15 protein-coding genes and 1 pseudogene are annotated in these 21,923 nt (G+C 63.5%); 8 read left to right on the top strand and 8 right to left on the bottom strand.

Annotated features, from left to right (window positions below):
• Positions 1–218 precede the first annotated feature (218 nt).
• The 4 genes and pseudogenes from C1H69_RS24605 to C1H69_RS14005 form a co-directional block, all read left to right on the top strand.
• A pseudogene (locus C1H69_RS24605) lies at positions 219–341 on the top strand (hypothetical protein); the annotation flags it as partial.
• A gap of 90 nt (positions 342–431) precedes the next feature.
• On the top strand, positions 432–7,856 hold the full coding sequence (locus C1H69_RS14000) for a hemagglutinin repeat-containing protein (protein ID WP_240609950.1): 7,425 nt from the start codon (positions 432–434) through the stop codon (positions 7,854–7,856).
• Positions 7,831–8,463, top strand: coding sequence for a hypothetical protein (locus C1H69_RS23280; protein ID WP_133154977.1), 633 nt, complete (start codon positions 7,831–7,833; stop codon positions 8,461–8,463). The genes C1H69_RS14000 and C1H69_RS23280 overlap by 26 nt, the downstream gene beginning before the upstream one ends.
• Positions 8,464–8,840: 377 nt before the next feature.
• The gene (locus tag C1H69_RS14005; protein WP_133154978.1) at positions 8,841–9,518 is read left to right on the top strand and encodes a hypothetical protein; all 678 of its coding nucleotides are present in this window, start codon (positions 8,841–8,843) and stop codon (positions 9,516–9,518) included.
• 281 nt (positions 9,519–9,799) lie between these two features.
• Here the strand turns inward: C1H69_RS14005 and C1H69_RS24425 are convergent, their stop codons facing one another.
• Positions 9,800–10,750 carry a phytochrome family protein gene (locus C1H69_RS24425; RefSeq protein ID WP_165789484.1) on the bottom strand — a complete coding sequence of 317 codons (951 nt, stop codon included), beginning with the start codon at positions 10,748–10,750 and terminating at the stop codon, positions 9,800–9,802.
• Positions 10,751–10,957: 207 nt separating this feature from the next.
• Between C1H69_RS24425 and C1H69_RS14015 the strand changes: the two genes are divergently transcribed.
• Positions 10,958–11,386 carry a transcriptional regulator gene (locus C1H69_RS14015; RefSeq protein WP_102654001.1) on the top strand — a complete coding sequence of 143 codons (429 nt, stop codon included), beginning with the start codon at positions 10,958–10,960 and terminating at the stop codon, positions 11,384–11,386.
• Between the two features lie 34 nt (positions 11,387–11,420).
• Here the strand turns inward: C1H69_RS14015 and C1H69_RS14020 are convergent, their stop codons facing one another.
• The 7 genes from C1H69_RS14020 to def all read right to left on the bottom strand — a co-directional run bounded on the left by C1H69_RS14020 (position 11,421) and on the right by def (position 19,033).
• A complete protein-coding gene (locus C1H69_RS14020; RefSeq protein WP_102654002.1) occupies positions 11,421–12,662 on the bottom strand; it encodes a TraB/GumN family protein in 1,242 nt (413 codons plus the stop codon).
• 139 nt (positions 12,663–12,801) lie between these two features.
• Complete coding sequence (locus C1H69_RS14025; RefSeq protein WP_102654003.1) at positions 12,802–14,250, bottom strand: TrkH family potassium uptake protein; 1,449 nt, start codon at positions 14,248–14,250, stop codon at positions 12,802–12,804.
• Positions 14,251–14,323: 73 nt separating this feature from the next.
• Entirely contained in the window at positions 14,324–15,697 is a 1,374-nt protein-coding gene (gene trkA, locus C1H69_RS14030) for a Trk system potassium transporter TrkA (RefSeq protein ID WP_102654004.1), read from the bottom strand.
• A 118-nt stretch (positions 15,698–15,815) separates the two neighbouring features.
• The gene (locus C1H69_RS14035) at positions 15,816–16,022 is read right to left on the bottom strand and encodes a dodecin (RefSeq protein WP_102654005.1); all 207 of its coding nucleotides are present in this window, start codon (positions 16,020–16,022) and stop codon (positions 15,816–15,818) included.
• Between the two features lie 47 nt (positions 16,023–16,069).
• On the bottom strand, positions 16,070–17,419 hold the full coding sequence (gene rsmB, locus C1H69_RS14040; protein WP_102654006.1) for a 16S rRNA (cytosine(967)-C(5))-methyltransferase RsmB: 1,350 nt from the start codon (positions 17,417–17,419) through the stop codon (positions 16,070–16,072).
• Positions 17,419–18,405, bottom strand: a complete 987-nt coding sequence (fmt, locus tag C1H69_RS14045; RefSeq protein WP_102654007.1) for a methionyl-tRNA formyltransferase — start codon at positions 18,403–18,405, stop codon at positions 17,419–17,421. Before fmt ends, rsmB begins: the two co-directional genes overlap by 1 nt.
• Positions 18,406–18,520: 115 nt before the next feature.
• Positions 18,521–19,033 (bottom strand): peptide deformylase, encoded by a 513-nt coding sequence (gene def, locus C1H69_RS14050; protein ID WP_102654008.1) that lies wholly within the window; start codon positions 19,031–19,033, stop codon positions 18,521–18,523.
• Positions 19,034–19,218: 185 nt separating this feature from the next.
• Between def and C1H69_RS14055 the strand changes: the two genes are divergently transcribed.
• From C1H69_RS14055 to tsaC, 3 genes are all read left to right on the top strand, one after another.
• Complete coding sequence (locus C1H69_RS14055) at positions 19,219–20,109, top strand: peptidoglycan-binding protein (RefSeq protein WP_240609951.1); 891 nt, start codon at positions 19,219–19,221, stop codon at positions 20,107–20,109.
• 5 nt (positions 20,110–20,114) lie between these two features.
• A complete protein-coding gene (gene dprA, locus C1H69_RS14060) occupies positions 20,115–21,236 on the top strand; it encodes a DNA-processing protein DprA (protein WP_102654009.1) in 1,122 nt (373 codons plus the stop codon).
• 110 nt (positions 21,237–21,346) lie between these two features.
• Positions 21,347–21,904 (top strand): L-threonylcarbamoyladenylate synthase type 1 TsaC, encoded by a 558-nt coding sequence (tsaC, locus tag C1H69_RS14065; protein WP_102654010.1) that lies wholly within the window; start codon positions 21,347–21,349, stop codon positions 21,902–21,904.
• The last annotated feature ends 19 nt before the right edge of the window (positions 21,905–21,923 follow it).

Genomic DNA, 21,923 nt, shown 5'->3' on the forward strand with positions numbered 1-21,923 from the left:
GCGCCCGCCAACTGCAAGGCGACGAAGGCTTGATCGTCAGCCAGGGCGAGCTGGCGATACGTGGCGAGGAACTCGTACTGAGCCAGGCCCTGACTCAGGCCGAGCGCATCGCAATACAGGCCGGCCAGCTTGACCACCGGGGCGGCGAGCTGCGCCAATTGCACGACGCTAGTCCGCTGACGCTCGCTATCGACAGCAAGCTGGACAACCGCGAAGGCATGATCCTCAGTGCCGCCGATCTTTCCCTTGATGCCGGCGAGTTGAACAACGCGGATGGACTGCTGCACGCCGAGGGCGATTTGGCCGTTGGGGCGGATAGCGTAACCAACCAGCGCGGCGAGCTTGCCGCCGCCGGTGCCCTGCACCTCGACGTCGTGGATGGACTCGACAACACCCAAGGCCGCATTCTCGCCGAGCAAGATGTCGAGATCATGGCAGACAACCTGGACAACACCGCCGGGCTGATCGGCGCGGTGCACGGCGAACTCACGATTGCCGCCGACACCCTCGACAACACCCAGGGCCGCCTGGAGGCGGAGCGTGATTTGACGCTCGACGTTGCCGGTACCCTGCGCAACGCCGGCGGCGAGATCGTCCAGTTGGGCGAGGGCGATATGCAACTGAGCGCCCGCCAACTGCAAGGCGACGAAGGCTTGATCGTCAGCCAGGGCGAGCTGGCAATACAGGGGGAGGTCATTCACCTTGCGGGCGCCTTGACCCAAGCTGGTCATATCGATATCCAGGCCGGTCATCTCGATCACCGGGGTGGAGAGATGCGCCACCTGGGCGAAGCCAGTCCGCTGGCGCTTGATATCAATGGCGAGCTGGACAACCGCGAAGGCGTGATCCTCAGTGCCGCCGATCTCTCCCTCAATGCCGGTGAGCTGAACAACGCGGACGGTCTGCTGCACGCCGAGGGCGGCCTGACCGTTGAGGCAGGCAGCATCGGCAACCGCCAGGGCGAGCTGTTCGCCGCTGGCGATGTGGGGTTGCGGGTACGCGAGCGGCTCGACAACACACTTGGCCACTTGATCGCGAGAGAGGCTCTGCATATCGAAGCGGGCGGCGTCGACAACCGGGCCGGGCTGATGGGTGCCCTGCGTGGCGGGCTCATCCTTGACGCCGATGAAATCGACAACACCCAGGGCCGTCTGGAGGCGGAACGCGACCTGACACTCGACGTTGCCGGCACGCTCATCAATCGTGTGGGCGAGCTGCTGCAATTCGATGACGGGGAGATCCGCCTCATCGCCCAACACCTGGCCGGTAGCGACGGGGTTATTCTCGGCCAGGGTGAACTGACCCTCACCGTCGAAGAGGCCCAGCTCGATGGCGCCACTACCCAGGCCGAGCGCATCACCCTGGTGGCTGACCGTCTCGACCATCGCGGCGGCGAAATGCTGCACTTCGGTCACTCGCCCCTGGCCCTGCGGGTGCGTGACGAGTTCGACAACAGTGCCGGCCTGATCGTCAGCCAGAGCGCACTCGAATTGGATGCCGGCATGCTGCACAACGCCGGGGGTATTCTGCATGGCGAAGGTGATGTCACCCTCCATGCCGATGAACTCGACAACCGCCAGGGCGAACTCTTCGCCGGGCGCGACCTGAGGCTGAACCTCACCGGCACGCTGGATAACCGCCAAGGCCAGATGATCGCGGTGAACGACCTCGCCATCGAGGCCGACCAGGTGCGCAGCCACGCCGGCCTGATCGCCGCCCTGGATGGGGCCTTGCAAGCCGGTGCCCATACGCTTGACAACACCCAGGGGCGGTTGGAAGCGCAAGGCGACCTGACGCTCGCTGTCACCGGCGCTTTGATCAACGACACCGGCGACATCCTGCAACTGGGCCAGGGCGATCTTCACATCGACGCCCGGGAACTGGCGGGCCAGGCAGGCATCATCGCCAGCCAGGGCGGTCTCCGGCTGTGGGGCGAAACGCTGGACCTGAGCCACGCCCTGACCCAGGCCGAGCATATCGACCTGAGCGCGGATGCGCTTGACCACCGGGGCGGCGACGTGCGCCACCTGAGCGCGGCCACGCCGCTGCGCCTCGTGGTCGAAGGCGATCTCAACAACCAGGGCGGCCTGATCTCCAGCGAAGCGGGGCTCGATCTGCGTGCCGGGGCATTGAACAACGCCTCCGGGCTGATCCACGCCCGTCAGACCCTCGCCCTTGATGCCGACAGCCTCGACAACCAGAGTGGCGAACTGTTCAGTGGGGATGCGCTGCGCCTCGATGTGGTCAACAACATCGACAATACCCAAGGCCAACTGCTGGCCCAGCACGACGCCGAGGTCCGGGCAGGCGCGCTGAACAACGCCGATGGCACCCTCGCTGCGGTGGCAGGCGACTTGAACCTCACCAGTCAGGCGGCCATCGACAACCAGGGTGGCACCCTCGATGCCGGCGGGCAACTCGACCTCGACACTCAAGGCCTCGACAACCGCGACGGCCAGATCATCGCCGAGCGCATCACGTTGAATACCCATGGCCAGGCCCTGGACAACAGCACCGGCCTGATCGCCGCCTTCGGCGGACTGGAGCTGGCCAGCGGTGCGCTGAACAACCACCGGGGCACCCTGCAAGCCGGCGGCGATCTCCATCTCGACACCCAGGGCCAGGTGCTGATCAACACCGACAGCGGCAGCCAGGGCGGCATTCTTGCCGGAGGCGAACTGCGTATCGACAGCGGCACACTGAACAACGCCGCCGGTGTGATCGGTGGCGCCTCCCTGCGGCTCCTGGCCAGGGCCATCGACAACACCCTTGGTACCCTGCTCAGTGAGGGCGATCTGAGCCTCGACGCCGACAGCCTCGACAACCGCGAGGGTCAGCTTCAAGCCCTGAACGATGCCCAGCTCAGGGTGGTGCAGTTCCTGGACAACACCCGGGGCCTGCTGCGCGCCGGCGACGAACTCGACATCGCTGCCGAGCGGCTGCGCAACACCGACACCTCGGGCAACGGCCAGGGGGTGGAGGGCCCGCAGGTGCGCATCGCCGCCGCCCAGGTGGAGAACGACCAGGGCGCCATCCGCGCCAACGAGTACCTGGCCATCGATACCCAAGCTCTGACCAACCAGGCCGGGCTGCTCTCTTCGCTGCACACGCTCGTGCTGGAGAGCGAGCGCCTCGATAACCGCAAAGGCACCCTGATCGCCAACCAGGCGCTGAACGTGACGAGCGGCGACCTGCAGGGTAACGGACGCATGCTCTCGCTGGGCGACATGGCGCTGCGGCTAAGCGGCGACATCACCCTGGACGCGGCGGACCAATGGCAGGCCCAGGGAGATTTCTCCCTCACCACCGATGGCGTTATCGCCAACCATGGCCTGCTCGCCGCGGGCGGCCAGCTCGATCTTGAGGCCCAGGCGCTCACCAACGCTCGGGAGGCCGAGCTGACCGCCACCCGGTTGCGGGTCGACACCGACCGACTGACCAACCACGGGCTGATAGACGGCATCGACGTGCGCCTTGATGCCGACATCCTCGACAACCTCGGCGGCGGGCGCATCTACGGTGACCAGTTGAGCCTGCAAGCAGGCATCCTCACCAACGCCGCCAAGGACGGTCAGGCCCCGGTCATCGCCGCTCGGGATCGCCTGGATATCGGCGCTCAGCGCCTCGCCAATCGCGACGACGCGCTGATCTTCAGTATCGGCGACATGGCCATCGCCGGCCGGCTCGACGCTAATGGCCATGCCACCGGCCAGGCACAGCGTATCGACAACAACAGCGCCACCATCGAGGCGCTGGGGAATCTGCATCTGGCGACGGGAGAGCTCTATAACACCAATGAATATTTTGAAACCACGGAAGTGGAAGCCGCTATAGAGGAAAAGACGTATTTCAAGCCTCTAAGGAGGGATGGAACATATCACATGTACTCTGGAGTGCCATATGTTCATGTTATATGGGGCGATAAAAAAATTCCTGAAAGTGAGTTTGCATGGCGACTTTACGATTATCCTTCTTATGGTCATCCGATTGAGGCCTTGGTGCATTGGCCGACACAGCAGGCAATAGAACTCTGGGAAGTTTACGATATTGAGCGTACCGAGTTAAGAAATGAAGTCGTCAAATCGCTGCCAGGAAAAATTTTAGCGGGCAGCAGCATGGAGTTGATAGGTAATGAGCTCATCAATGACAAAAGTCAAATTCTGGCTGGTGGGCATCTCGCAGGGGATTTGGATAATCTGGAGAACCGCAGAGCGGAAGGGGGGATTCATGTCATAGAACGAGGGGTGAAATGGATCAACTATAACTGGGAGTATACAATACCTAATGTGACAGCGGAGTTCCTCGCAAGCATTGAGCCGTACGAGGCATATTATACATTGGATGATACCGAAACCCTTCCCATCGGCGAAGTCCGCGGCAATAGCGGCCACACCGGCACCTCGCTCGACCTGAGCGCGCCCAGCAATATTACGGTGGCAGGCAGCGCCCAGGGCGCGGGCAATGCCCAGGCCGAGTTCCGCTTCAACCAGACCAGCGGCATCATCGAAGTGCCGGTGATGGCCTCTTCCGGCGAAGCCTTCAGCGGCAACGCCCATCGCAGCGAACGGCAAGTCGACGGCACCACGGCACAGCGCCAGGCCTCGTCCAGCGAGCGCAATCTGCAAGGCGAGGCGGTCGATGGCGGCGCCAGCCTTGGCGAGCAGACGCTTGGCGGTATCACGGCGGAGCGCCAGGCATTCTCCAGCGGTCGCCACCCGCAAGGCGAGGCGGTACATGCAGGCGCCGCCGAGGTCATCCGCACCGTGATGCCCAGCGTCAATCCGCCCAACAACAGCCTGTTCCAGATACGCCCCGAAGCCACGGCCCCCGTACTGATCGAGACCGACCCACGCTTCACCGATCGCCAGCAGTGGGTCGGTTCCGACTACATGCTTCAGGCACTGCAACAAGATCCCACCCAGGTCCACAAGCGCCTCGGCGACGGCTTCTACGAGCAGCGCCTGGTGCGGGAGCAAATCGCCCAGCTCACCGGCCAGCGATTCCTCGAAGGTCACAACGACGATCAGGCGCAATTCACCGCCCTGATGAACGCCGGCATCACCTTCGCTGAGGAGCACGACCTGCGCCCCGGAGTGGCCTTGACCGCCGAACAGATGGCGCAACTCACCAGCGATATCGTCTGGCTGGTGGAGCAGGAAGTCGAACTCGACGATGGTTCCACCGTCACCGTCCTGGTGCCCCAGGTCTACGTGCGGGTGCGCGAAGGCGACCTCACCGGCGACGGCACCCTGATCGCCGGCAACTCGCTACAACTGGATATCGCCGGCGACCTGCTCAACTCCGGCACCCTGGCCGGGCGTGAGGTGATGGACATCTCGGCGAAGAATATTGCCAACCTCGGTGGGCGCATCAGCGGTAATCGGGTCAACCTCGAAGCCAACCGCGACATCACCAACATCGAGGGCCGCATCGACGGTGCCCAGGTTCACCTCGATGCCGGGCGGGACATCGCTAACCTGGGAGGTGACATGTCCGCCCGCGAGCGGCTCGACCTGCAGGCCGGGCGGGACATCGCCAACCTGGGCGGTGACATGTCCGCTCGCGAGCGGCTCGAACTGCAAGCCGGGCGGGATATCACCATCGCCAGCACCGAACGCCTGGCGGGGCTCTACGTCTCGGACGGCGCCGGCCAACTGCTCGCCAGCGCCGGGCGCGATATCGCCATTCTCGGCGCCGAGGTGAATTCCGCCGGCGACCTGCAACTCACCGCCGGTCGCGATCTTGAGATTGCCAGCACGTTGAACCATGAGCAGCGCTGGGGCGGTATCAGCGAACGCAGCGAGATCGAGCACGGCGCCACCTTGCATGCCGGCGGTGACCTGATACTCGGCGCCGGTCGCGATCTGAGCCTGACGGCGGCAGAAGTGAGTGCCCAGGGCAGCGGCCTGCTCAGCGCCGGGCGCGACCTGTCGCTGAATGCCCTGGAAGTGGGTTCGAGCGTAAATTTGGGCCGCTCTCTCACCTCGGTCAACAGCAGTGAGACCGGCACCCGGCTCGACGTCGGCGGCAGCGCCGCCCTGGTGGCCGGGCAGGACATCACCGCCCGCGCCGCCGAGATCACCAGCGGTGACGACCTCGCCCTGGCCGCTGGGGGCGATATCACCCTCGAATCGGGCCTCTCCCAGCAATACCAGGAGAGCCGCCGTGGGCGCACCCACACCATCGAGCGCCACAGTCAGGTACAGCGCACCGCGCTCGATGCCGGTGGCAACCTTGCCCTGGAAGCGGGCAACGACCTCACCCTCTCTGCCGCCCAGCTACGCGCCGGCAGCGACGCCTCGCTGTTTGCCGGCAACCGGATCGAACTGCTCACCGCCCAGGAGGAAGACTACGCCTTCTATGAGTCGAGCCGCTCTGGTGGCCTGTTCCGCAGCCGCCGCCACCAACGCGATGAAACGCATGACGTGCGGGAGATCGGCAGCGAGATGATGGCGGAAGGCGATATCGCCCTCGTCAGCGGCGGCGACCAGACCTATCGCGGCGCGCGCCTGGAAAGCGGCCAGGATCTCAGCCTGATCGGCGGCGGGGAGATCACCTTCGACACCGCCAGCGATATCCGCACCGAGTCCCACGAACGCAGCCGCAGCAATGCCCTCAGCCAATCGGCGCGGGGCCATGGCAGTACCCGCGAGACACTGCGCCAGAACGAACTGATGGCACAGGGCGATATTCGGATTCATGCGGAGCAAGGCATTCATGCCCTCTACGAAGCCCGGGACGGTGAAAGCCTGGATGCCGCCATCGAGCGAGTCGTGGCGAACGACCCCGACCTCGCTTGGCTGCAAACCCTGCAAGGTCGCGATGACGTCACCTGGGAAAGCATCGAAGCCTTCCGCGACGAATGGCGTTACAGCCAAAGCGGGCTGAGCCCTATCGCCACCACCATCTTGACTGCCGTGGTCAGCTACTACACCGCCGGGGCCGTCAGCGGCATGGTCGGTAACCTCTCCGGGGCCGCCGCCGGGTCGCAAGCGACCTTTGCCGCAGGCGCCACCACGGCAAGTGGAACGACGATTGCCGCAGGCTCGGGCAACGCCATCCTCTCCGGCATGGCGGGAGGTGCTGCTGGTGGTGGTATTGGCGCGTTCAGCCAGGGGGGGGATTGGCGAGAAGCCGCTTGGCGAGGTGGCATGACTGGGGGCTTTACCGGCTATCTGAGCGGGGGAACCTTCTACGATAACCCTATCACGCTGACACAAGATGCAGGTAAATTCCTGGCGGAAGCCAACTTCATGGACTTCGCCAAAACAGCCATGTATGTCGGTATGCAGCCTGTGATCTCGGATGCCCAGAAAAAGATGGCGGAAGAACTGGGGATGAATCCTGATGAATTGAATTGGTTGTTGATGGCGAGTTCTATTGCAGGGGACTCTATTCTTGATGAAAATAAAGTTAGATATAAACGGGAGGATGATCAGTTTTCACAAAGCGACTCTATAGGAGGGAGAGGGTGGCTGCACCGTGGGTTTAGGCATACTGTTTTTGATGCGGTTGATACAGCTTTGACATATCAAGGCCTACCGACTAATACCGTCAGAAACTATCTTTACGATACAGCACGTCCCGCAGAGTATAACAGTTTTACTGGCCATAGTCTGGGAACAGGCGATGCTGCTTACCTTGCACGTTATGGCCATGTGGAGCAGGCATACTTGCACTCCTTGCCGCTTGGCATCGTAGCGCCTCCAAATGCGGAAGTAACTCTAGGAAGCTGGGATGTGATCAATGGGGGACGACTGGGCTTATTATTGAATTGGGATGCTAATGTAGTGCCTGCGTGGCCTTGGCAACATCCATTTGGACATTATTATGAATTTATTGAAACTAGTGATTAGTCTGTCTATAGCTATGGGGCTGGCGGCGTGCGTACCATTCTCTGTCTATCAAGCCGCTCAGTTTGGACAAGGAACATTTTCTGCTCGACCGGATAGATTTTTAGTCGATCCGGAAAACTACCCAAAGTTTAAACTAGTGGGTGAGAGTAGAGAAGGCCCCGTAATGGGGGCTTATAATTCTCTTGGACGTTCTTCTCCTGCGCTTGAGGAAGATGATGCTTGGTTTGTTAGATATCGTATCGGGAATAGGTTTCTAATGGACTCGGTTGATTTTTCAGAAAGGCACAAGCAAATGAGGTGCGATACCTATATTGGAAGAACATCGCAGCGAACGATTGATCGGTGCCGACAAAGAGATGAAAGTGATTTTTTGTTGATGATGTATGTAAAAAGTTCTGGAGAGGCCTATGGCTGGCAGCATATTCAAAACTACGAAAGATCGGTAGATAAGACCTCATTTTTTCATATTGATGATACTGGCGACTGGTCTGGCCAGCCTTGGTTCGAGTGTATCGCCCGCTGCGAGAAGCTGGAACGAATGCGGCGTGAGGAACAGGAATACCCTGACCCGTTTGGTGGGCCGGGACAAGGGCGGATTCGCTTTTGAAGACTTACTGCTCTTCGCATTGCAACGAGTCGCAGCGGTGGCCTGTTCCGCAGCCGCCGCCACCAACGCGATGAAACGCATGAAGTGCGGGAGATCGGCAGCGAGATGATGGCGGAAGGCGATATCGCCACCGTCAGCGGCGTAAGTGGAATCCTACAACCGGCAGTTGCATACCCGGAAACGGGAACCGGCCCGTGACCTCATGGCTGGATACGAGCGGAGAGTGCTCAGGCACTTAGAGACTCCGGTAAGGCTGTTTCTGCTGCAATGATTCACCCAGCTGGGTTATTGGGAAGCGGTCAAGCAGTAGTGAAGTCCGAATGGTGAAAGAAAGTGGATTGATGAAGGGAAGGGTGATGAAACGGGTTAGTGAGTCCATGAAAAAAGTAATCGTTGGGGTTTTGGTGTTATCCATGACTGGGTGCTTTTCTTATCAGGTGACACCGCCCAAAAACTATAATGAAAGCGATAGATTGCTTCTTTCCAATCAGTGGATTAGAGAGAATAAGGATTCCTTGGCGGAACAGCTGGTTGACTCTATCAAGGAGAATCATCCCAGAACGGCGGATTGGTTTCCGAACGTCAATATCCTCTCTATTGATGTAGAGGAAGAGCCTCGGCATTGGAGCAGGGCGGATGAGTTAAAGGAACACCTGAATGATATTTTCGAGATGGTGATAAGCGATCTATATGGCGATATCCACGAGGCGCAGGAAGTCGACGTGGCTCTCAGGATTCGCGAGGCTTCTCCTGATATCAATCCAGCTTTATATGCGGTGCTTATTCCTTACGGGGTCGCCTGCATGGGTACGTTAATGATGATCTGTCCACTCACGGGAAGGCAGGTCATGGTGGCGGAGGGTACCTTTAGCCAGGATGGAGAGGAGATTATCACCCTTTCCGGTGCAGGGGCATCCCGAAGATTTATGCTCAGCCCCTATGCGGATGATTCCCCGCAGTGGCATAGCGAGGCGGAAACGAAAGCCTTGATCGCCGCGCTGGTGCAACTGACGGATAATTTCGTCGAGCATATCGAGCGGCAGCATGACCTATGAGGCTCAAAGGTGACTTTCAGATTAATTTACACGGTTTAAATGGCGGGGAGAGAAGTATTAATAATTTTAGCAGAGCCTGTGCTTTGGTTAAATTTTACGAGAATGGAGGGTGTTATCTGAGAGTCAGTGAAAAAACTATATAGCCTCGTTCAGGTGTCGCCGGCCATGACGCGAACGCAGGCGCGGCCTGTCTGCTTGGCCTGGTACATGGCGCGATCCGCACGGCGCACCAGGCGCCTGGGCGTGTCCCCACCAGTTCCCGGCACAGCCGTGCGGCGAGCTCATGGGCCTGGGGCAGCCCGCAACCATTGGCGACGATCACGAACTCCTCCCGTGCCTAGAAAGTGTCTGTGATGCCTTGCTTCGCGCCGCTCATGGAGCAGGGCGTGGCGCTGGGCGGCCGTCTGTGCGAGCTGCTGCAGGAGATGGCGCAGGGGTGGGGCGAGATGACGGGGCCGACGGTCCTGGCAAAGGATCACCCCCCAGTGGCGATCCGCCTCGGACAGGCCCAGTGCGAGGGCGGTGCGCGCCTGACGCTGACCGAGCCAAGCCCGTATCGTCAAGGGGGCGAGGCGCAAGGCACAGCACGACAGGTCGGGCGCCGCGCCTTGCGTGCCTATCAGGCCTGCCGGTTCTGCCAGGCTGTCGATCATCAGCAGGGGAACTGCCGCGGTGTTGTCGATGGGAAATCCATCGGCTGGGGCGATGGGGTCTTCGGCCTCGTCCCGGGTCTGTCGTTCGATCCGGCCATCGCGGCCGGGCCCGTACATGGCCACCGATTCGAATCCTGTCAATACTCGAAATGCCCGTAACAGCCGGGCAAGGACCGCCTGCTCGCTGTTGGCCTGAGCGATGCGGGCGCTCCATATGGCGCCGAGTCCCGGCAGGTCGTCGAAATGACCCTCCAACGGTTCCACTTCAAGGATGACGTACTGGGCAGTCGTATGGGCGGTGGCGTAGAGGCGCGACGGGGCGGAGTCGGGTCGCCCGCTGACGATGGCGACCCCCGGTGCCCCGAGGGTCAGTGCCTTGGCCAGCGCGGCAACGGTAGCCGAGCCCAGCACTCGCTCGGGAGGCTGGCCGAGAGCCTCGGCGGGCGACAGGCTGAAGAAGTGGGACAGGTTGGCGCTGGCCAGCCGCACGCTGTGCCAGTTCGTGTCGATGGCGATCAGGCAGCCATGCGGCTGTATCGCACCGATGGTGTCTGCTGGCCCCGGCGGGCATATGCTCACATCGGGTTCCCCTTTGCGGCGAGCGGGCATGGGAGGTCCTGTGATGTCATAGCGGCTACGAGTTGCCACAAGGCGCCAGGCCATGCCGCTGCGATGGTGGACATGGCACGAACGGACACTCCGATATGAGGGAAGTAAACCATTGGTTGCCATTATATATCAACCGAAGTTTAACTTTGAGCTCGACAGGTGCGGCACATTCGCCGCATGAATGAAAAGTCCGCCTTTGCCGAGCGGCTGGCTCGCGCCATGCGCGAAGCCGGCTACGAACCGCGTCCTGCCGTACTGGAGCGGGAATTCAATCTGCGCTACTGGGGCAAGGCGGTGACGCTGCAAGGCGTGCGCCGCTGGCTCTGTGGCGAAACGCTTCCCAAGCAGGAAAAGGTCCAGGTGCTGGCCGAGTGGCTGGGTATCGAGCCCCAGACGCTGCGCTATGGGGAAGACGCCGGACTGCGTATCCGCGAGGCCCGGGGCAGGTGGGAAATGTCAATCAGCGGGGAGGAACGCCAGGTGCTGCAACGCTACCTTGCGCTGCCGGTTGCGCAGCGCAAGGTGGTGGCTCAGGTCATCGAGGCGTTTTCACAGGCCTACGGCACGGCCCCGGATGAGACCGGGGACACGTCGGAAGACGAGTGATACCACGCGGCGGCGATGCCGGTGATGCCCATCGTCACGAGCTTCCGAACAGGGCGCCGGCAATGCGAAAGCCGGCGACCCAGGTGCCGATAGCGGAGCCCAGGGTGGCCAGCAGGAAGACAAGCAAGGTGCGCGAGACCCGGTTGCGCCACCAACCCTTCAGTTCGGTGACGTCATGACGCAGGGTCGAGAAGTCCTGCACCTTGGGCTTGCGCATGAACAGTTCCACCCCGGCGGCGACGAAGCCGGCCCCGATGGTGGGGTTGAGCGAGGTGATCGGGGAGGCCAAGGCAGCGGAGGCCACCGTGACAGGGTGTGCCAGGGCGGCGATCGTGGCCAGCCCCGTGAACACGGCATTGATCAGGAACCATTCGCCGACCAGTTGCCAGCCCAGTTCGGTGTTGCGCGAGAAGCCGATCACGAAGCCGGTGAGCACCAGGGCGGTAATCAGCCAGGGCAGCATGCGCCATATCTTCGACGGTGGCGGGGTGATTTCCAGTTTCTCCCGTTCTTCACGAGGCGAGGCGGGCAGGGGGTCATGGAGCCGTTCGGCCATGCCCTTCATGTGGCCGGCGCCGATCACCACCAGCACGTGGCGGTAGCGTCCGGGAGGCGCCTCTTCCGCCAGGCGCATCACCATGTAACGGTCGCGTTCGGTAATCAGAGGAATAAACAGCGACTCGGATTCGGCGGCGAACTCACTGAAGGTGGATTCCAGTACGTCACCTTCCTTGAGGCGCTCGATATCCTCGGGCTTGACCTCCTGGCGTGACAGCACGCTGCCGAGCAGGCCGGAGAACAGTGACATGCGCTGCCACCAGGGCACATTGTGATAAATGCGCTTGAGCGTGATACCGACATCCCGGTCGATCAGCAGCAGGGGCAGCTCATGTCGGCGGGTTTCTTCCAGTGCGGCACGCATCTCGGCACCTGGCTCGATGCCGGACTGTTCGGCGACCCGCTGCTGGAAGGCGCCCAGGGCAAGGCTGGCAGCCACCATGCCGGCCTTGCCCTGGCGGAAGATCTGGAACAGATCCTGCTTGCCCAGGGCATCCGGGTCATTGAGGTTCTGGTGTCGGGAGTCGCACAGCTCGATGGCCACGGCATCGAAGTCGCCGGAGCCGATCAAGCGTCTCACGTCATCGGCACTCTGGGCCGACACGTGGGCAGTACCCAGCAGGGTATAGCGAGTCCCGCCCACTTCGACGACTTGACGTGGACCGCTGAAGTCGCCTTCCTGGCGAGGGTCGATTACGGGTTCCTGAGAATCGGTCATGAACGCTCGGACTTAGAAGGGGTGGAGGAACGATTATCCACGAAGCCGGCCGGCGGGCCAAACGTGGAAAAGCACCGATTCACGTTGCGAGCACCGCCGACGGCCAGGGTATCGGGCGCAGCAGCGAATCCGTGTTTTTCTAGCGCCGCCAGAAAGCCGGGGTGAACAGCACCAGTACGGTAAAGATTTCCAGGCGGCCCAGCAGCATGGCCATCACCAGAATCCACTTGGAAAGTTCCGGCATGTCACCGTAGTGGTTGCTGGCCTCGCCCAGTGCCGGACCCAGATTGTTGAGCGCCGACGCCACCGCGGACCAGGCGGTGACCTGATCGACGCCGGTCGCCATCACGCCCACCAGCATCAGGAAGAACAGCATCACGTAGACCGAGAAGAAGCCCCAAACCGCCTGGGCGATGTCGTCGGGTACGCTCACCTTGCCGACCTTGACGGAAATGATGGCGTTGGGATGGATCAGTCGCATGATCTCGCGCATGCCCTGCTTGAGGATCAGGATGATACGGATCACCTTCATGCCGCCGCCGGTGGAGCCGGAACAGCCGCCGACGAAAGCCGCCATGAACAGCAGGAAGGGCAGTGCTCCCGGCCAGGCAGAGAAATCCGTTACCCCCAGGCCGGAGGTCGTAGCGACCGACACCGCCTGGAACAGGCCGTGACGCAGGCCGCGTTCCGCTCCGTAGGTACCGGTGAGCCACAGCGAGGCTACCGTGATCACCGCCAGGCCGCCCAGAAACAGCAGCAGGAAACGGGCCTCCGGGTCCTGAAAATAGTGCCGGAGCTGTCGGCCGCGCCAGGCCAGGAAATGCAGGCTGAAGCTCATCGCCGAGATGATCAGAAACACCACGCAGATCAGCTCGATGGTGGCGCTGTCGAAGTGCCCGATGCTGGCGTCGTAGGTGGAGAAGCCGCCGATGGCCACCGTGGAGAAGCTGTGTCCCAGGGCATCGAACCAGTTCATGCCGGCGGCCATGTAGGCAAGGAAGCAGGTGGCGGTCAGGGCGGCATAGATGTACCACAGGGCCTTGGCCGTCTCGGTGATACGTGGGGTGAGCTTGGAATCCTTGAGCGGGCCCGGGATCTCGGTGCGATACAGTGCCATGCCGCCGACGCCCAGGGTCGGCAGAATCGCCACCGCCAGTACCACGATCCCCATGCCGCCCAGCCACTGGAGCTGCTGGCGATAGTAGAGGATCGACTCCGGCAGGAACTCGATGCCTGTGATCACCGAGGCCCCCGTGGTGGTCAGCCCTGAAAATGATTCGAATACCGCGTCGGTGACCGACAGGGCGGCGTCTCCGGTCAACATGAGTGGCAGGGAGCCGAATAGTCCCAGGACGCTCCAGAACAGCGCGGCGATCAGGAAGCCGTCGCGGGTGCGCAATTCCTTGCGGGCGCGCCGATTGGGCAGGTACATCAGCAGCCCCGTCGCCACGGTAATGATGATCGCGATGGCGAAGGCGTCCCACTGGGCGTCGCCGAACAGCAGGGAAATCAGGATCGGCGGCACCATGGTCAGGCTGAACATCATCAGTAGCATGCCCAGGATGCGCAGGATGATGCGCAGGCTCATGCGGCTTCCCCCGTATCGGGCCGGACGGGGGTCACGCGGAAGCGTCTTGACATCGCAAGGTGCCCTGGTTGCATCAGAAGAAGGTCAGGCCGACCTGGAACAGGCGTTCCACGTCGCGGATGCGTCGCTTGTCGATCACGAACAGGATCAGGTGATCGCCGGACTCCACCACCACGTCGTCATGGGCGATCAGTACCTCCTTGCCGCGCACCAGAGCGCCGATGGTGGTGCCCTTGGGCAGGTTGATCTCGACGATGGCGCGCCCCACCACCTTGGAGGACTGCATGTCGCCGTGGGCAATGGCCTCGATCGCCTCGGCGGCGCCGCGGCGCAGCGAGTGCACGTTGACGATGTCGCCGCGCCGCACATGGGTCAGCAGGCTGCCGATGGTGGCCTGCTGGGGCGAAATGGCGATGTCGATCTCGCCGCCCTGGACCAGGTCCACGTAGGCGGCGTTGTTGATCAGCGTCAGCACCTTCTTGGCCCCCATGCGCTTGGCCAGCATAGACGACATGATATTGACCTCGTCATCGTTGGTCAGCGCGCAGAAAATATCGCAGTCCTCGATGTTCTCCTCTTCCAGCAGCCGTTTGTTGGTGGCGCTACCGTGCAGCACCACGGTGCGGTCGAGGCGCTCGGAGAGCACCGTGCAGCGCTCGATGCCGTGCTCGATGATCTTCACCTGGTGGCTATGCTCCAACTGCTCGGCCAGGCGCTCGCCGATGTTGCCGCCACCGGCGATCATCACCCGACGGAAGTCGCGGTCGACCCGGCGCAGCTCACTCATCACCGCGCGGATGTCGCGGCGGGCGGCGATGAAGAACACTTCGTCATCGGCTTCGATCACGGTGTCGCCACGGGGAATGATCGGCCGGTTGCGGCGGTAAATGGCCGCCACCCGGGTATCCACGCTGGGCATGTGGCGACGCAGGAAGCCCAGGTCCTGGCCCACCAGGGGGCCGCCGTAGAAGGCCTTGACCGCCACCAGTTGCACGAGCCCGCCGGCGAACTCCAGTACCTGCAGGGCGCCGGGATGCTCGATCAGGCGGCGGATATGGTCGGTGACCACCTGCTCGGGGCTGATCAGCACGTCGATGGGTACCGCTTCGTGGGCGAAGAGCCCCTTGCGGGTGAGATAGGCCATGGCACGAACACGGGCGATCTTGGTGGGGGTGCGAAACAGGGTATGGGCGACCTGACAGGCGATCATATTGACCTCGTCGGCGCTGGTCACCGCGATCAGCATGTCGGCATCCTCGCAGCCGGCCTGACGCAGCACGACGGGATAGGAGCCCGGGCCCACCACGGTACGAATGTCGAGACGTGTATGCAGCTCGCGCAGCCGTTCACCGTCGGTATCCACCACCGTGATGTCGTTCTCTTCGCGGGCCAGGTGCTCGGCCAGGGTACCGCCGACCTGGCCGGCGCCAAGAATGATGATCTTCATTGCTGTCGGGCCCGTGAAACGAGTCTGCGACGCCGTTGTGGCGCCGCAGCATAGTGGCTAGCATAAACCAGCCGCTGGATGGGTAACAGGTTCGGTTCCTGAACGGCTGTCGCAGCGCTCAGTCCAGGGTGAAGCCGACCTTGATCGTAACCTGCCAGTGGCCGACGCGGCCATTCTCGATGTGCCCGCGGGTGTCGGTCACTTCGAACCAGCGCATCCCGTGGAGGGAGTTCGAGGCCTTGGCGAGCGCGCGGTCGATAGCGTCCTCGATCCCCTTTTCCGAAGAGCCGGTCAGCTCGATGTGCTTGTAGACGTGATCGCTCATGAGTGCTCCTTACTCGTTGATATGGCTTGGGATCGTAGGGCCTTTCGTCAGCCCTGCCGCTTCAGTCTGGCATAAAAGAAGCCGTCGTGACTGTCCGGTTCCGGCAGCAGCTGGCGGCCGGCCCCCGTCGCCCGGCCCCAGCTCACCTCCTTTGGCGTCGTGACCACGGCATCCTCCGTGCGGGCCAGAAACGCCTGGATCTGCTCCTCGTTCTCTTCCGGCAGCACCGAACAGGTGGCATACACCAGGGAACCGCCCGGGCGCAGCAGTGGCCAGAGGTTATCCAGCAGGCGTGCCTGCAGCTCGGCCAGCTTGGCAATATCGGATGGTCGGCGCAGGCGCTTGATGTCGGGGTGGCGGCGGATCACCCCGGTACCCGAACAGGGGGCATCGAGCAGGATGGCGTCGAAGGGCGTACCGTTCCACCAGTCGCGTCGTGTCGCGTCGGCATGGACCAGGGTGGCCGACAGGCCCAGACGGGCCAAGGTATCCTCGACCCGGGCCAGGCGCGTGGCATCGCTATCCAGTGCCATCAGCTCGATACTGAACAGTTCCAGCAGGTGAGCGGCCTTGCCGCCGGGCGCGCAGCAGGCGTCGAGCACCCGGCCGCCAGGGCGGGGCGCCAGAACGGGGCCGAGCAGTTCGGCCGTCAACTGGGGGGCTTCGTCCTGCACGCTGACGTCGCCCTCGGCAAATCCGGGCAGTGCCTGGACATCGCAAGGGGTTTCCAGTAACAGGCCATCCGGAGAGTGCGTACAGAGCCGCGCCTCGAAGCCGGACTCGATCAGCCGTGCCAGATACGCTTCACGATCGCCGTGACGGCGATTGATGCGCAGCGTCATCGGCCCCGGTTCGTTGTTGGCATCGGCAATGGCCCGCCAGTCATCGGGCCACGCCTGACGCAGAGCCTTGAGCAACCAGCGTGGATGCAGCAGCGCCACGCCGGGGTCCTTGTCGACTTCGGCCTGCAGCGCCGTGGACTCCCGCTGTAACCGGCGCAGGCAGCCGTTGAGCACCCGTGTGGCCCACTCCTTGTTCAGCAGGCGAGCCGCGCCGGCGGTTTCGCCCACGGCGGCGTGCGCCGGAATGCGAAGGTAGAGCAGCTGGTGGATGCCCAGCAGCAGCAGGGCTTGTACATCGGCATCGCGGGCCTTGAAGGGGGTCTTGAGCAGTTGCCCGGCCAGGGCTTCCAGCCGGGGCAGCGTGCGGCAGACCCCATAGCACATCGCCTTGAACAGGGCGCGGTCACGGGTGACGACCTGATGGTCGTCAAGGTCGGCCAGTGATCCCTTGCCGGTGATGACGGGTACCAGGGCTCGGGCGGCGCTGGCGCGCACCGCCTGCCCACCGTCCTGCACGGTCTTTCCGGAACGGGATGCGGGAGTGGAACGATGCATCAGGACGTCTCCTCGGCGGAGTTTCCAAGGCGTGAGCCGGGAGCCAGGCGCTCGCCCCGGGCATTGAGCAGGTCGCGAACCGGCAACGGCTTGCCACCGGGCAGTTGGGCGCGGGTCACGTGTAGTACCTCGTCACCTTGTGGGCCGCAGGCGATGCGCAGGGCCTCCGGGTCGTGTTCGAGCAGGGTGCCGGGCGGCTGGGGGGAGTCGCCAACGCGGCGGGTCGACGCCGTTGCCATCAGCAGACGCAGACGCTCTTTGCCCAGTGCGCACCAGGTGACAGGCCAGGGATTGAAGGCGCGCACCTTGGCGGCAAGCGATTCGGCCGGCTGATGGAAATCCAGCTCGGCTTCGGCCTTGGAAAGCTTGGCGGCGTAGGTAACGCCCTCTTCGGGCTGGGGGGTGGCGGTCAGCCTGTCCTCGGACAGGGCGTCCAGCGCCTCGACCATGGCGTCGCCACCGAGCGCAGCCAGGGTGTCGTGTAGTTCCCCGCCCGTGGTGGTGGCGCTGATCGGAGTGCGTCTCACCAGCAGCATGTCACCGGTATCCAGGCCGGCGTCCATCCGCATGATGGTCACGCCGCTTTCCCTGTCGCCGGCCTCGATGGCCCGCTGGATGGGCGCCGCGCCGCGCCAGCGGGGCAACAGCGAGGCGTGTACGTTGAGGCAGCCCCGCGGCGGGATGTCCAATACCGCCTGGGGCAGGATCAAGCCATAGGCGACGACGACCATGATGTCCGCCTCGAACCCGGCCAATTCGGCCTGAACATCGGAAGGCTTGAGTGTTTCCGGCTGAAGGACCGGCAGGCCGTGTTCGAGGGCGAGTGCCTTGACCGGGCTGGCGGTGAGCCTGCGGCCGCGGCCGGCGGGTCGGTCGGGCTGGGTATACACGGCCACGACGGAGTGGCGGCTTTCCAGCAGCGCCGCCAGGCTGGACGCGGCGAAGTCGGGGGTGCCGGCGAAAACGACACGCAGGGGTCGGGACATGATGTTCGGGGCCTTGCCAGTGGGCGATAGCCTCATGATAACGGAGCTGGCCCGAAACAACGAAGGCCGGCACTGCATAAGGAGCAGGGCCGGCCTTCAGGGCAAGCAGGCAGCATCAGGCGGGCTGGGAGAGCCGGTGACGCTTCTGCATCTTCTTGAGCACTCGTTCGCGCTTCAGCGGCGAGAGATAGTCGACGAACAGTATGCCTTCCAGGTGATCGTATTCGTGCTGGATGCAGTGTGCCAACAGCCCCTCGGCATCAAGCTCGTAGGGGGTGCCGTCCCGGTCCAGCGCCTTGAGGTGTACCTTCAACGCGCGCGGCACTTCGGCGTAGTATTCGGGAATCGACAGGCAGCCTTCGGACATGAGGTCGCGCTCGTCGCCGATGGGCGTGTACTCGGGGTTGATCAGCACCAGCGGCTTTGAGCGATCGTCACTGACGTCCATGACGATGACGCGGCGATGGACATCCACCTGGGTGGCGGCAAGCCCGATACCGGCAGCGTGATACATGGTCTCGAGCATGTCGTCGATCAGCTGGCGCACCTCGTCGTCGACCGTCTCGACCGGCGCCGCCTTGTTGCGCAGCCGCTCGTCTGGAAATTCGAGGATAGGTAATTTGGCCATGGCGTTGGAACCACCGTTATGCTGTCGTCAGGAGATACCCTTATTCTAAGGGGCTGCGACTCATGGCGAAACCGTTCGAGCGCATATCTTCACGATAGAATCCGACTATATCACGACGCTTTGGTTCCCCTGGGGGTGGCGCCAAAAGGGTTTGAGCCGGGATATGGCGAGCAAGGGATGGTGGGATGACCGGTAGAGCGAACAGCGGCGGGCTGGGCAGGTGGCTCCGGCATGCCTTGATAAGCGGCGCATGTGTCGCGTTGCTGGCGGGTGTCTCCCAGGCCCAGGCCCAGGGCCTTTCCTGGCAGCGCGAGGTTCGCCTGTCGCCGGAAGTCAGGCGTATTCCTGCTCGCGAAACCATCGGGCCGATCCCGCTTGAGGCGGTGCGGCACTTCCTTCGTGACTACCGGGTGGTCGATGACCCGGAAGCGCTGGACGAGTTGGCCTATGTGGTGGCCGGTGACGACCGGCGCATCATCAGTGGGGCGGGCGACCGGCTCTATGCCCGTGGAGAGCTGGAACGTGGAATGCGTTACGGGATCTATCGCCTCGGTGAGCGGTACACCGGCGCGGCTTCCGGCGAGCTGCTGGGGCTGGAGCTGGAGGGTATCGGCCGGGCGCGGGTCGAGCGTCTGGAAGGAGACATTGCCGTGCTCCAGGTGCTGTCTTCGGTCCAGGAAGTGCGAAGCGACGACATTGTGCTGCCATTGGAGAGCCGAGGCCTGGACAGCGAATTCATTCCTCGGGCCCCCGGCGGGGATGTCGATGGAAGGATCCTGGCGGTGCCGGGCGGTGTTCGCTTTGCCGGCCGGCTGCAGGTGGTGGCGCTGGACCGGGGACGGCGTGACGGCCTGGAAACCGGTCATGTGCTGCAGGTCGAACAGCAGGGCGAACTGGCCAACGACCCGCGCACGGGAGAGGCGTTGCGCCTGCCTGGTACGGCAGCTGGCCTGGTCATGGTTTTCCGGCCCTACGAGAAGATGAGCTATGGACTGGTCATGCGGGCCACTCGAATCTTGGAAGTTGGCGATCGGGTGCATAGCCCCCGGCAGGCACTGGGAACGGCATTGCGATGAGTGGGATGGCATTATCATCATCGGTACCGGGAGCGCGGGAATGGCTGGCGCTGATGCGGCTGCCCGGCATGGGACCCGCACGGCTGGCCGAGATGATGGCGTCGTCGCCGGCCTGGCCCGATGGCTGGCTGGCACGGCTGCCCCGGGGGACTGCGACGTCACTGCGGCTATGGCTCGACCATCCGGCGCGCAGCCCCCTGAATGAGACGGTCGAGGCGGACCTGGCCTGGCTGGCGGCCGCACCCGATCGACACCTCCTGTATCCCGGGCATGCCGCCTGGCCGGCGCTGCTGGGGCAGATAGCCGACCCGCCACCGGTGCTCTGGGCTCGGGGAGACCTCGATGCCCTCCTGCCGCTTTCACTGGCAATCGTCGGTTCACGCCGGCCTACCCGTGAGGGGCTGACGAATGCGGCGGCTTTCGGCCGTGAACTGGCGTCGCGGGACTGGTGTGTCGTCAGCGGCCTGGCGCTGGGCGTCGACGGTGCCGCCCAGCATGCCGCCCTCGAGGCGGGAGGACGCAGTGTGGCGGTGCTGGGCTGTGGTGTGGACATCATCTATCCACCACGCCATGCAGGGCTTTACCATCAGCTCCTCGAGCGCGGTGGCCTGGTGCTTTCCGAACATCCCCCCGGCACCCGTGCGCGGCCAGGTTTCTTTCCCCGGCGAAACCGCATCGTCACCGGCCTCTCCCTGGGCGTGCTGGTCGTGGAAGCGGCCGAGAAGAGCGGCTCCCTGGTCAGTGCACGACTGGCCATGGAGCAGAACCGGGAGGTCTTTGCCTTGCCCGGATCGATTCACAATCCCCAGGCCCGGGGCTGCCTGGACCTGATCCGTCAAGGCGCGGTGCTGGTACGCCGGGTCGACGACATCCTCGAGGAATTGACCCAATGGACAGCGGCGGTGCCGCGTTCCCTTGCGCCGCCCCCGCATGCGCTACCCACGGGCAGGGCGTTCAGTGAAGACCCCTTGCTGCGCTGGCTCAGCGACACGCCGTCTCCCCTCGACTCCCTGGTTTCCCTGACCGGCCTGGCGGTGCCCGATTGCCAGCGGCGCCTGTTGGAACTCGAACTGGAGGGGCTCGCGGCACAGGCTCCCGGTGGCTGGGTTCGCCTGCCGCGGTCGTGAATGGGCGTGTTAGCATGGTCCCCCTCTTTTGCTGGATGCATCGACAGTCGCTTCCAGTGGTATTGCTGCGCCTTGCCCTGCGAGGTGCGCCCCGCTCAGTGAGGAGAGTCATGACCGAGGCCCGTTCACTGGATGCTGCCGTGGCCGCGCTGCGTGCTGGTGGCGCCATTGCCTATCCCACCGAGGCCGTGTGGGGGATCGGCTGTGATCCCGATAACGATGAGGCCGTGGTGCGCCTGCTGCGGCTCAAGCAACGCGACCCGGCCAAGGGGCTGATCCTGGTAGCCGCCAGCATCACCCAGTTCGAGCCCTGGCTCGAGGGCCTGCCCCTGGCGCTGCATGCGCCGTTGGCTGCGACCTGGCCGGGGCCCAATACCTGGCTGGTGCCGGATAACGGCCGCACCCATGCGCTGGTGCGCGGAGCCCATGACTGCGTGGCCCTTCGGGTCAGCGACCACCCCGGCGTCGTGGCGCTGTGCGAGGCCTTCGGTGGGCCGGTGGTGTCCACCTCCGCCAATCGGGCGGGCGAGCCGGCGGCGCTGAGCGCCGAGGCAGTCCGCACTGCTTTCGGCGACGCACTGGATGCCATCCTCGAAGGCGACCTGGGGGGGCTGGGGCGACCCAGCACCATTCGCGACCTGATCAGCGGCCGAGTGCTACGCGCCTGAACCGAACCTGCCCAAGGAG

The sequence above is a fragment of the Billgrantia endophytica genome, assembly GCF_002879615.1.
Taxonomy (GTDB): Bacteria; Pseudomonadota; Gammaproteobacteria; order Pseudomonadales; family Halomonadaceae; genus Halomonas; species Halomonas endophytica.